The 12,656-nt window shown below is 32.9% G+C and carries 10 protein-coding genes and 1 pseudogene; 10 read left to right on the forward strand and 1 reads right to left on the reverse strand.

Going from position 1 to position 12,656, the window contains the following annotated elements; translation table 11 throughout:
* Positions 1–43: 43 nt before the first annotated feature.
* Both L6Q46_RS07370 and L6Q46_RS07375 read left to right on the forward strand, forming a co-directional pair.
* Complete coding sequence (locus L6Q46_RS07370; RefSeq protein ID WP_026724533.1) at positions 44–376, forward strand: YegP family protein; 333 nt, start codon at positions 44–46, stop codon at positions 374–376.
* Between the two features lie 133 nt (positions 377–509).
* The gene (locus L6Q46_RS07375; RefSeq protein ID WP_291283763.1) at positions 510–1,517 is read left to right on the forward strand and encodes a beta-ketoacyl-ACP synthase III; all 1,008 of its coding nucleotides are present in this window, start codon (positions 510–512) and stop codon (positions 1,515–1,517) included.
* A gap of 160 nt (positions 1,518–1,677) precedes the next feature.
* On the opposite strand, the gene L6Q46_RS07380 is transcribed toward L6Q46_RS07375, so the two are convergent.
* Entirely contained in the window at positions 1,678–4,092 is a 2,415-nt protein-coding gene (locus L6Q46_RS07380; protein WP_291283764.1) for a TonB-dependent receptor, read from the reverse strand.
* A 180-nt stretch (positions 4,093–4,272) separates the two neighbouring features.
* On the opposite strand from L6Q46_RS07380, the gene argS reads away from it, so the two are divergent.
* From argS to L6Q46_RS07420, 8 genes and pseudogenes are all read left to right on the forward strand, one after another.
* Complete coding sequence (gene argS / locus L6Q46_RS07385) at positions 4,273–6,051, forward strand: arginine--tRNA ligase (RefSeq protein ID WP_291283765.1); 1,779 nt, start codon at positions 4,273–4,275, stop codon at positions 6,049–6,051.
* Positions 6,052–6,164: 113 nt separating this feature from the next.
* Entirely contained in the window at positions 6,165–7,616 is a 1,452-nt protein-coding gene (locus L6Q46_RS07390) for a hypothetical protein (RefSeq protein WP_291283766.1), read from the forward strand.
* Positions 7,606–9,030: a GDSL-type esterase/lipase family protein gene (locus tag L6Q46_RS07395; RefSeq protein ID WP_291283767.1), complete on the forward strand. Its 1,425-nt coding sequence runs from the start codon at positions 7,606–7,608 to the stop codon at positions 9,028–9,030. The genes L6Q46_RS07390 and L6Q46_RS07395 overlap by 11 nt, the downstream gene beginning before the upstream one ends.
* The gene (locus L6Q46_RS07400; protein WP_291283768.1) at positions 9,030–10,544 is read left to right on the forward strand and encodes an MBOAT family protein; all 1,515 of its coding nucleotides are present in this window, start codon (positions 9,030–9,032) and stop codon (positions 10,542–10,544) included. The genes L6Q46_RS07395 and L6Q46_RS07400 overlap by 1 nt, the downstream gene beginning before the upstream one ends.
* A 56-nt stretch (positions 10,545–10,600) precedes the next feature.
* On the forward strand, positions 10,601–11,302 hold the full coding sequence (locus tag L6Q46_RS07405; protein WP_291283769.1) for an acetolactate decarboxylase: 702 nt from the start codon (positions 10,601–10,603) through the stop codon (positions 11,300–11,302).
* A gap of 33 nt (positions 11,303–11,335) precedes the next feature.
* Positions 11,336–11,539 (forward strand): DUF6132 family protein, encoded by a 204-nt coding sequence (locus L6Q46_RS07410; protein ID WP_291283770.1) that lies wholly within the window; start codon positions 11,336–11,338, stop codon positions 11,537–11,539.
* A gap of 55 nt (positions 11,540–11,594) precedes the next feature.
* Complete coding sequence (locus L6Q46_RS07415) at positions 11,595–11,918, forward strand: hypothetical protein (protein ID WP_291283771.1); 324 nt, start codon at positions 11,595–11,597, stop codon at positions 11,916–11,918.
* A 61-nt stretch (positions 11,919–11,979) separates the two neighbouring features.
* A pseudogene (locus L6Q46_RS07420) lies at positions 11,980–12,656 on the forward strand (hypothetical protein); the annotation flags it as partial.

A 12,656-nucleotide genomic window follows, 5' to 3' on the forward strand; every position in this document is an offset into this window, starting at 1 on the left:
CTTATCTTTATGATTCGTTAAAACAATAAAAACATTTTAAATTATGGGAAAATTTGTAATTTCAACAAGAAAAAACGGAGAATTTCAATTTAGCTTAAAAGCTGGTAATGGTCAAGAAATCTTAGCTAGTGAAGGATATACAACTAAAGCAGCTTGTTTAAATGGCGTTGAATCTGTGAAGAAAAATTCACAAGACGAAGCTCGTTTTGATAAGTTAGAATCAAAAAATGGTAAATTCTATTTTAATTTGAAAGCTACTAACGGTCAAATTATTGGAACAAGCGAAATGTATGAAAGTACTGCTTCAAGAGATAACGGAATTGCTTCTGTAGCAAAAAATGCTCCAGATGCTTCGGTTGATGATCAAACAGCGTAATTTTAATAAATAGATTTATAAAGTGTCTACCTAAAAAGTAGACACTTTTTGTTTTTAGATTTGCCAAAACAACAAAAAAAAGATTCCAAATTAATAATTTCGTATTTTTGTAGCTTAATTTAGAAAGAAAAATATGTATCATTCAAAAATTACGGGTTTAGGTTATTACGTTCCTGATAATGTGGTAACTAATGATGATTTGTCAAAAATAATGGAAACAAACGACGAATGGATTCAAGAAAGAACAGGAATCCAAGAGCGTCGTCATATTATAAGAGGAGAAGATACAACCACTTCAATGGGGGTGAAAGCAGCTGAAATTGCTATTGAGCGTTCAGGAGTAGCCAAAGAAGATATCGATTTTGTCATTTTCGCGACATTGAGTCCTGATTATTATTTTCCAGGTCCCGGTGTTTTAGTACAACGTGATTTAGGTTTAAGAACGGTTGGTGCTTTAGATGTTCGTAACCAATGTTCTGGATTTGTATATGCGATTTCAATTGCTGATCAATATATCAAAACAGGAATGTACAAAAACGTTTTGGTTATTGGTTCAGAACTTCACTCAACTGGTTTAGACATGACCACTCGCGGAAGAGGAGTTTCTGTGATTTTTGGAGATGGAGCAGGAGCGGCGGTACTTTCAAGAGAAGAAGATTTGACTAAAGGAATTTTATCTACCCATTTGCATTCAGAAGGACAACATGCTGAAGAATTATCGTTAATTGCTCCAGGAATGGGGAAACGTTGGGTAACCGATATCATTGCTGATAACGATCCAAATGACGAAAGCTATTATCCTTACATGAACGGACAATTTGTATTTAAAAATGCAGTAGTTCGTTTTAGCGAAGTAATCAACGAAGGCTTACAAGCGAATAATTTGCAAGTTTCAGATATTAATATGTTGGTGCCGCATCAAGCGAATTTGAGAATTTCACAGTTCATTCAACAGAAATTCCGTTTAACAGATGACCAAGTATTCAATAATATTCAAAAATACGGAAATACAACAGCAGCTTCTATTCCAATTGCTTTAACTGAAGCTTGGGAACAAGGTAAAATCAAATCAGGTGATTTAGTCGTTTTAGCGGCTTTTGGTTCTGGATTTACTTGGGGAAGTGTGATTATTAGATGGTAGTAAGATAAAAGAGGCAAGAAGCAAGAGAAAAGATTATTATAAAAAAAGCGCTCTGAAATCTCAGAGCGCTTTTTTACTTCTTTATTGAAAATTCCAAGTTGAATATTCAATATTATATTAAATAACGAATGTTGAATTTTGAACAACGAATATTGAAGCTTTAGAACATTCCTCCACCGCTTTGTACTTCATTAGCATCTCTTTGTTTTCTAGCTAAAGCACGGTTTTTCCCACCACCAAAAATGTAGTTGAATCCTACGTAAAAAGTTTGACTTTCCCAGTAAAAAGCTCCTTGCTGTCTAAACGGAATATTACCATCAAAAGCAAAACGCATATTTTCAAAAACGTCATTATAACGAGCTGTGATGGTTCCTTTTCCTTTTAAGATGTTGTAAGTTGCTCCAAAATCCATTTTGTACATTTCTAGCCTGTCATATTGTAATCCTCTATCTTTACCTCTGTACATTCCAAATAATTGAAAACGTAAATCTTTAGTAACAGTAAATGTATTATTCATTCTAACATTAAAAGTTACAACATCAACTTCTTTATTTTCAATTGCGTTAGTGTTTGCATTTTGTACGGTTCCTTTTGCAGTTTTAAAATACACATCTGAACTAGCATTAACAGCCCACCATTTTGCGAATTTTAAATTTCCAGAAGTTTCAATTCCGAAAGCATCATTATTTGCAAAATTGGCATAAGACAAAATATTACGGTTTGTATTGTTTGGATCGTTGAAAACCACTCTCGAAATTTCATCAGAAATACTTCTGTAAAATACACCACTTGTAATCGAACCAATTTTTGTAGTTCTAGTATAATTTATTTCAAACGAATTAGTGAATTGTGGAACTAAAGCTGGATTTCCTCTCGATTCCATCAATGGTGTTGTCCATTCTCTTATTGGACTAATTTGTCCAATGCTTGGTCGGTCAACTCTTCTTGAATAATTGAAATTGAATGAGTTTTTATCGTTTGCCGTATACGTTAAAAAAGCTGATGGATAAGCCGTAAATAAATCATCTGAAATATTTTGAGCATCATTAAAGTTAGGATTTGTTTCGTTGATAGCAAAATTAGCATCTAAATCAAAATATTCTAAACGAACACCAAGTTGACCACTCCATTTTCCAATTTGTTTCCCTAAATTAGCATAAGCCGAATAAATATTTCTTCCAAATTCAAAAGAATTATTAGCGCTTGTAAAACTTGGATTGTCATCATAAAAACGGTTACCTGAATTCTGAATTCTGGTTTCAACTCCTAATTCTAATTTTGTGGTTTCAGTTATCGGATTCACATAATCAGCATTAAACTGAAAATAATCGGTAGTTCCTTTTACTAAATTGGTTCTATCAAAATTAAAATTTGGATTTGAAATCGTTTCATCATACTTCGTATTTTCATCATTAACTGTGTGCGAATAATTAAATTGAAGTTCTAAATTTTCGTCTTTTTTGTCGAAATCATGTTTGTAAACTAAATCATAGGTTTGGTTTTTATTGTCGCCATCGCTTCCAAAAAACTGTGTTGTATTTCTATTGTTAATAGGATCGTCATAAACTACAGTTGTTAAACCTGTACCAGAACCATAAGTAAAACTTTGGTTAGTATAAGCAGAAATTGTGTTTTTATCGTTGATATAATAATCCATTCCTAGTTTTAATAGATGTGAATTATTTTTATTTCGGAAATTAAAATCTTGGCGATTTTCTTCATTTGTTCTTTCGCTTTCTACATAACCATTGTTAGCATTAATTCCGTGATTAAAACCATAATTGGTGTAAAAATTTACTTTTCCTACACGGTAATTCATGTTCAAAGCTGAGTTGGTTTTTGGAGTAATTCCAAAAGTAACACCTGTGTTTAATGAACCATTAAAACCATCTTGCGAATTTTTATGCAAAATAATATTGATGATTCCGCTCATCCCTTCTGGGTTGTATTTTGCAGAAGGATTCGTAATCAACTCAATTTGTTTAATCGAAGCCGATGGAATTTGTTGTAACAATTGCTCAACTGAAACATTCGAAGGCTTTCCGTCGATAAGAACACGTACATTAGTGTTTCCTCTCATACTAATTTCTTTCGTTTGAGGGTCGATACTTACTGTTGGAATGTTATTCATAATTTCAGAAGCAGTAGTTCCTGAGGCTATTAAATCTTTTCCAACATTAATTACTTTTCTATCAATTTTTTGCACCATGTTTGAACGTTCTGCCACAACTTCAACATCTTTTAATTCTGATACATCTTCAGAAATAGCAATTGTTCCTAAGTTTTGATTAGCATCAGAAGTCAAATCAATGTTTTTTACGACTGTTGTGTAGCCAATAAATTGAATTTCAACAGTATATTTTTGTAATCCTAATTTGTTGATGGCGAAATTTCCGTCTTCTGTGGTTACACCTCCTGTAACAATCTTGTCATTATCTTTAAGAATAATGTTTACGTAAGGTAAAGACTCATTTGTTTTTTTGTCAACTACCTTTCCTTTAATGCTTCCCGAGTTTTGTGCAAATCCAAAAGCAATGGAACACAAGAAACAGGTAATAATTAATTTAAGTTTCATTTGTTTGTTTTTAATTAAAATGATTGATGATTGTTGTTAATAGACTTCAACAATTGTTAAATGTTACAGTATTTTTGCTAATTATATTTTTTTTAACATTTGATAGTGATTTCTAAAATTTTATTTCATCATTCTATTGTCAAAATTCTTACCTTTGCACGTTCAAAAAAATAAGGTAAAATGACATTACATCACACATTAACAACACACATCCAAAAAGCGGTTCTTGAATTGTTCAATATTTCTATTGAAAAAGTTGAATTTCAGGCTACTAGGAAAGAGTTCGAAGGTGATATTACTATGGTAGTTTTTCCTTTGGTAAAAGCATTAAAAGGCAACCCAGTTGAAATCGGAAATCAGATAGGAAATTACTTAGTAACAAATGTAAATGAAGTTTCTAAGTTCAATGTGGTAGGCGGATTTTTAAATATCGTGATTTCGGATGCTTTTTATGTGGAATTTTTTAATACGATTAAAAACAACGAAACCTTTGGTTTTGTAGCTCCAAAAGAAGGAGAAAAAGCGGTAATGGTTGAATATTCTTCGCCAAACACCAACAAACCTTTGCATTTAGGTCACATCAGAAACAATTTATTAGGTTATTCGGTTGCTGAAATCTTAAAAGCTTCTGGAAAAAAAGTATACAAAACCCAAATCATCAACGATAGAGGAATTCATATCTGTAAATCGATGTTGGCTTGGCAGAAATTCGGAAACGGACAAACGCCTGCTTCGACAGGATTGAAAGGGGATAAATTGGTTGGGAATTTCTATGTGGAATTCGACAAGCAATACAAAAAAGAAATTTCAGAATTAATCGCTCAAGGTAAAACCGAAGACGAAGCAAAAAAACTAGCGCCATCTATTTTAGAAGCACAACAAATGCTTTTAGATTGGGAAAATGGAAAACCAGAAGTTATCGAACTTTGGAAAACCATGAACCAATGGGTGTATGATGGATTTGCTCAAACGTATAAAAATCTTGGCGTTGATTTTGATAGCTATTATTATGAATCGAACACCTATTTACTTGGAAAAGAAGTAGTGCAATTTGGTTTGGAGAAAGGCATTTTCGAGAAAGATCCAGATGGTTCAGTTTGGATTGATTTAACAGCGGATGGTTTAGATAGAAAAATCGTACTTCGTTCTGACGGAACTGCTGTTTACATGACGCAAGATATTGGAACCGCAATCCAACGTGTGAAAGATTTTCCAGATGTTGGTGGAATGGTGTACACAGTAGGAAACGAACAAGATTACCATTTCAAAGTATTATTCTTAATCTTGAAAAAATTAGGATTTGATTGGGCAGATAGCTTATATCACTTGTCATACGGAATGGTAGAATTACCTTCTGGAAAAATGAAATCTCGTGAAGGAACGGTTGTTGATGCCGATGATTTAATGGCAGAAATGACAACGACAGCTCAAACTATTTCGGAAGATTTAGGAAAGTTAGATGGTTATTCTGATGATGAAAAAGCGGTTTTATTCAAAACAATTGGTTTAGGTGCGTTGAAATATTATATGCTGAAGGTTGATCCGAAAAAACAAATGATGTTCAATCCAGAAGAGTCAGTTGATTTTGCTGGAAATACTGGTCCATTCATTCAATATACTTACGCTCGTATTCAATCGATTTTAAGAAAAGCAGATTTTGATACTTCAATTTCAATTTCGGGATTAGAATTGCATGAAAAAGAGAAAGAATTAATCAAACAAGTGCAGTTATTCCCTGAAGTAATTCAAAATGCGGCGGAAAATCATAGTCCGGCTTTGATTGCGAATTATACGTATGATTTGGTGAAAGAATTCAACTCGTTCTATCAACAAGTTTCGATTTTAGGAGAAGAAAATCACGATAAAAAAGTGTTTAGAGTACAATTATCAAAATCAGTTGGAAACACCATAAAAAATGCATTTCAGTTATTAGGAATTGAAGTTCCTGAGCGTATGTAAAAACATTTCAACATTCATAATTCCAAGTTGAATATTCCTTGTTTAAATATCGAACAACGAACTAGGAACAACGAATTTTGAAATAGTAAATCAGTTATAAGAGATAAAATTAAGTGAACACATCAAAATATTTTTTTCAAACCTTAGTCGTGGTAATCGTTTCTGGATTGTCTTTTTTGGCATTCAAGACGTTTTTGCCTAAGAAATTATTTGCCGAAAGTAAATTAGATTCCAAAAATGTAGTAGTCGATAGTTTGCTTTTGGAAGCTATTGCAGAAGATGAAGGAACAACTGTTGATGATTCAATGGCTAAAACCATTATCGATTATAAAGTAGTAAATGGAATAAAATTTCCACCAGAAACTTTTGAAGAATATACCGGAAATCAATATTTAGCGACATTTTTTGAAAAACTTTTTCAATTGGAAACCAAGAAAGAAGGCAATGTTCGTATTGCCTATTTTGGTGATTCGATGACGGATGGTGATTTGATTGTAAAAGATTTTAGAACCTATTTGCAAGAAAAATTCGGAGGTCAAGGTGTTGGATTTGTTAATATTACCTCGGAATCAGCTGCTTCGAGAAGTTCGATTACACATGAATTTTCAGGCAATTGGAAAACCCAATCGTATTTAAAAGTAAAACGTCCGTCAAATCCTTTCGGAGTAAATGGTCATGTTTTTTATGCGAATGATACGGCAAATGTAGCTTGGGTAAAATACAAAGCGAATAAAACAAGATTTGCATCAGAATTACCGCATCCAACTTTATTTTATGGACGTTCATCCAATAAAGAAGGGAAAATTAAATATGTAATAGGTGCCGATACCATTTCAAAAAAATTAACTCCGAATGCTTTAGTAAATACTGTTGTACTTTCTGAAAGCAATTTAAAAAGCATCAAAGTAAATTTCAAAAAAGCAGATTCTATTCCAATTTACGGATTCAATTTTGATGATGGAAAAGGCGTTCACGTAGATAATTTTTCGAATAGAGGAAACTCAGGTTTGCCAATTGGTAGTTTTGATGTAGCAACGATGCGTGCTTTCCATTCTAAATTAGATTACGATTTAATCGTGTTGCAATACGGAGCAAACGTATTAAATTACGGTTCGTTGAACTATGGTTGGTACGAGAAAAGAATGGCAAAAGTGGTTGCGCATTTGAAAGAATGTTTTCCAGGAGTAGCTATTTTAATTGTATCAACAGCTGATAAATCAACCAAATATGATTTAGAAATGAAAACCGATTCTGCCGTTGTGCCTTTAAATACAGCACAAAAGCGTTATGCAATCAAATCAGAATCGAGTTTTGTAAATATGTATACATTAATGGGTGGTGATGGTTCCATGATTCAATGGGTAGAACAAGAACCAGCCAGAGCTAATAAAGATTATACACATTTTAATCACAGAGGTGCGAAAGAAGCTGCGAATTTGATTTTTACCCAATTAAATCAAGGGTACGAAATGTATAAAGAATTGAGAAAAAAACGCAAAAAACCCGCTGCTCCAGTAAAAAAAGATAGTGTCATAATTACTAAAGATTCGGTTTATGAAGAATAAATTTTTGATGCTTTTATTGGGATTTTCATTTTTCGGATTTTCTCAAGATACTTTATTGGTTCCGATAGATTCTGTTGAAGTAGAAGTTCCTGTTATCGATTCTATCGAAGTTACTTTTACAGGAAACGACATTCACAATCCGACAGCACTTTTGACGTTTTATGAAAAAATGTACCAATTAGAGCAAAGTAAGTCAGGGAAGATTAATATTGTTCACATTGGTGATTCGCATATTCAAGCGGATTTATTTACAGCAAAAATTCGTACTCAATTTCAAAAAGTGTATGGAAATGGTGGTTTTGGATTTACTTTTCCATATAGCGTAGCTAAGACAAATAACAGCGCTCCCATTCGTTATTCTGCCTCAGGGAATTTTCAAAGTTTTCGAAATTTATATGCAGATGCCAATCGTCCAGTTGGTATAAGTGGTTTTTCTATGGAAACCACTTCAAAAGATTTTGCGATTCAGTTGAATGTAAAAGATGCGCAATATTATTTCACGAAATTGAAAGTTATTACGCCTCAAAATGTCAATTTATTTGATGTTTCGATTTCTAATAAAAATATTGTCATTGAAAGAAAAGTTCCAAAAAAAATCACACATAAAGTCAAACCAGGTGAGGTTTTAGGAGGAATTGCTGATAAGTATAACGTTTCCTTGAAAGCCTTAAAAAAAGCAAACGGTTTAAAAAGTGATATGATTCGAGATGGAAAAGTTTTGACGATTCCAACGAAAGGAACACAAACTAAAGCCACAACAAAAACAGAATATATTCCAATCGAATTACAACCTTCGTTATTTTCGAACGATTATATTTCAGAAACACCATTAGATAAAATTGCGATTGTTCCGAATCAAGAGATTGACGATTTTGCTTTGAATGGATTGGTTCTAGAAAATGATAATTCAGGTGTTATTTATCACAGTATTGGCGTAAATGGAGCGAAAGCTTCTGATTACAATAAATTCCGATTGTTCAATGAGCAATTGCCAGTGTTAACTCCAGATTTAGTGATTATTTCGTTGGGTACCAATGAGAGTTTCGATAAACAATCAGGCGAACAATATTTTGTGCATTTGGATCAAATGATTCAAGGAATTAAAGAGAAAAATCCGCAAGCTTGTGTTTTGGTAATGACTTCTCCGCCTTCGGTTTTACATCGAAAATATAAGAACACCTTCATTGAAAAATATGCTGAAATCATAGAAGACAATGCCCATGTGAAAAATTATGCGGTTTGGAATCTTTTGGATGTTTTTGGTGGGAATAAATCCATAAAACGCAATGCAGCAAAAGGCTATATAGCAAGAGACAAGGTTCATTATTCAAAGGCAGGATATGAAAAACAAGGCGAATTATTTTTTGAAGCCTTTCTACAATCATACGAATTATTTAAATCGACAAAGCAGTAGTGAAAGCACTTTTTAGCATACAAAATTGGTTTCTTGAAAATGTAGGGAACATCGATTTAGCAACCATTAAAAACTGGTTTTTATTCAATCCAAAACAACCACTATTATTTAATAGTGCAATTTTTTTAGGATTCTTTTTAGTTTTCTATATTATTTACATTTTATCTAGAAAAACTCATTATTTCCGCATTACTTATGTGGTGTTATTTTCTTTGTTTTTCTATTACAAATCGAGTGGAATCTATTTTGGATTGTTGATTTTTTCATCGGTAGTCGATTATGCTTTATCGCGATTAATTTATGAAGAAGCGAAACAAGGGTATCGTAAATTCTACATGATATTGAGTTTGTTGATTAATTTGGGGATGTTGGCTTATTTTAAATATACTAATTTCTTTATCGACAACTACAATTCGCTTTTTGACGGAACAATGAAGTTTGAAGACATTATTCTTCCTGTCGGAATTTCATTTTATACGTTCCAAACCTTAAGTTACACGATTGATGTTTACCGAAGAGAATTAGAGCCTACGAAAAGTTTCATGGATTTCTTGTTCTTCGTATCGTTTTTCCCGCAATTAGTGGCGGGACCAATCGTTAGAGCAAGTGATTTCATTCCGCAGATTTATGAAAAATTAAAACTTACGAAAGAAGATTTCAATCGCGCTTTATTCTTAATTATAGGAGGTTTATTAAAGAAAGCGGTAATCTCAGATTATATTTCATCCAACTTTGTTGACCGTGTTTTTGATGCACCAAATAGTTATACTGCCTTCGAAAATTTAATGGCATCTTACGGATATGCAATCCAAATTTATTGCGACTTCTCAGGATATTCAGACATCGCTATCGGATTAGCGTTATTAATGGGATTCTGGTTGCCTGATAACTTTAGAACGCCTTATCAATCGGGTTCTATTACCGAATTTTGGAGAAGATGGCATATTTCACTTTCGAGTTGGTTAAGAGATTACTTATACATCTCAATGGGTGGAAACCGTAAAGGTAAAATCAGAACCTATTTTAACTTATTCATGACGATGTTGTTGGGTGGTTTATGGCACGGAGCTTCATGGAAATTTGTAGTTTGGGGAGTTTTACACGGATTGGCTTTAGTAGTTGAAAAATTCTTTGGTCAGTTTATTAAGTTACCTAAGAACGTATTTGTAAGAACGATTCAAGTTATCTTGACTTTCCATTTTGTGGTGTTTTGTTGGTTGTTTTTTAGAGCAAAAGATTTCGCAACTGCATTTCAAATTGCAGATAACATTACCAAATTAACTTTCGATTTAAATCAATGGCAAACCATTATTTTAGGGTATAAAAATGTCTTTTTATTAATTGCAATTGGTGTGGTTTGGCATTTTGTTCCAGTGAAAACGTTAGCTGGAATGCAAAAAACTTTTTCGACATTACCATTGGTTGCAAAAGCTGTTTTACTAGGATTGATTTATTGGGTAGTGTATGCAACCGCTTCAGCCGATACACAACCGTTTATTTATTTTCAGTTTTAGTAACTTTTGTTACGCTTAGTAAAATCCAATTTACTAGTTTTGAAAAAAAATAACTCATGAAGAAGTTTATTCTATTCGGACTTTTACCTTTATTATTCAGTTGTTCATCTGAAAAGATAACCGTTTCAGAAGTAAAATGGTCGGGTGCGATGAAAAATGTAATGAAGAAAGGGGAGTTGTTCGGGACCATTCATTTAGATACAATTGCCAATAAAAAACACTTATACGGTTTAGGACCAATTGAGTATTTATCAGGAGAAATCACAGTTTTTGATGGCAAGAGTTATGTTTCAAGAGTGAATGCTGATTCGACTATGGCAGTATCTCAAACTTTTGATGTGAAAGCACCTTTTTTTGTGTATGCCAATGTTGAAAATTGGGCTTCGCTTGAAGTTCCGAAAAGTGTAGTGGATTTAATTTCTTTAGAAACCTTTTTAGCTTCATTACCCAATTCAGATGAAAAACCTTTTGCTTTTAAAATTGAAGCAGAAGTTGAAGAAACCGATATTCATGTAGTGAATTTACCAAAGCATATCAAAACCGTTAGCAGCCATGATGAAGCACATCAAGGACAAGTAAACTATATTTTAAAAGATAGAAAAGCAAATCTAATCGGATTTTATTCAGCTCATCATCATGCGGTTTTTACACATCACGATACAAATTTGCATATTCATTTAGTTGCTCAAGATGAAAAAGATATGGGACATGTAGAATCAGTTACATTCAAAAATCTAAAACTTTGGATTTCTAAGTAATTGTTGCTCATTCAAATAGATTTCGAAAATAAAATGGATAGGAAAACAATTATTATTACTTTAATAGGTGTTATAGTCGGATTAATTTCGGGTTATGCTTATTACCATTATATTGGATGTGTATCTGGAACGTGTTCTATTACTTCGAAACCATTAAATAGTACTTTGTATGGAGGTGTTTTAGGAGGATTACTCTTCAATATGATTAGCGATTTCTTTAAAAAGAAACAATCCTAATTTCTTGTGTAACAATTGTTACCAAATGTTTTTAAAGTTTGTATATATTTGTTCAATGAAATTTTCTGTTCACATACTATGCGTTTATTTGTTGCTTTTGGTGGCTTTGCCGTCTGTAAGAGCTATGAAAATGTTGGTGAGTGAAAATTGCGAACAAACTTGTCATAAATCAGGTTCAGAATCTTCGGGTTGCGAGAAAGGAAAAATCATCATGAGTTTGAATTTCAGTCCCGTTCAATTTGTAGCCGAATTGGATTTTAAACCTGAAATTACTTTCCCTGAATTTCAAATCGAAAAAGAAAAATCGAATTACGAGAAAATTTTTATTTCTAAATACCAACATTCCATTTGGCATCCGCCGAAGTTTTTCATTTCCTAACTTAAAAAAGTTGATTTTTACGTTTGTGTTTTTACACAAGCTTAACTTATAATGGAATAAAATGAAAAATATTTTAATCGTGTTTTTGTTGGCATTTTTTCAGTCAACAATTGCACAAAGCACCTTTGAATATGATGTGGTGTTAACGCCAGTATCCATTTCGGGGTTGCCAGGATTGCATTCGTATGCTTTTGCGCAGTACAATGGAAAATGGCTAATCATTGGTGGTCGAAAAGATGGTGTTCATGCACGCCAACCTTTTAATGCGTTTCCAGATGCTCAAAATAATACCGATATTTATGTAGTTGATATTGCTACGCAACAATCGTGGTCGGCTTCGGTGAATTCGCTTCCGACAGGAATTAAAGAACAATTGCAATCGACCAACATGAATTTTTATCAAGACGGTAATACTTTGTTTATTATTGGCGGATATGCTTATTCAACAACAGCTGCCGATCATAAAACCTTCAATAATTTGACTTCGGTTGATGTACCTAATTTGATAAATGCTATTATTGCAGGAACTCCAATTACTTCGTATTTCAAGCAAATCAGTAATAATGTTTTTGCGATTACGGGTGGACAATTGGGTAAAATTGGGAATACATTTTATTTGGTAGGCGGACATCGTTTTGATGGAAGATACAATCCGATGAACAATCCAACATTTACCCAAACGTATTCCAATGCCATCCGAAAATTTACGATAGATAACTCGGGAAGTAATTTGAGTTA

Source organism: Flavobacterium sp. (genome assembly GCF_023151265.1).
In the GTDB taxonomy this organism is placed as follows: Bacteria; Bacteroidota; Bacteroidia; order Flavobacteriales; family Flavobacteriaceae; genus Flavobacterium.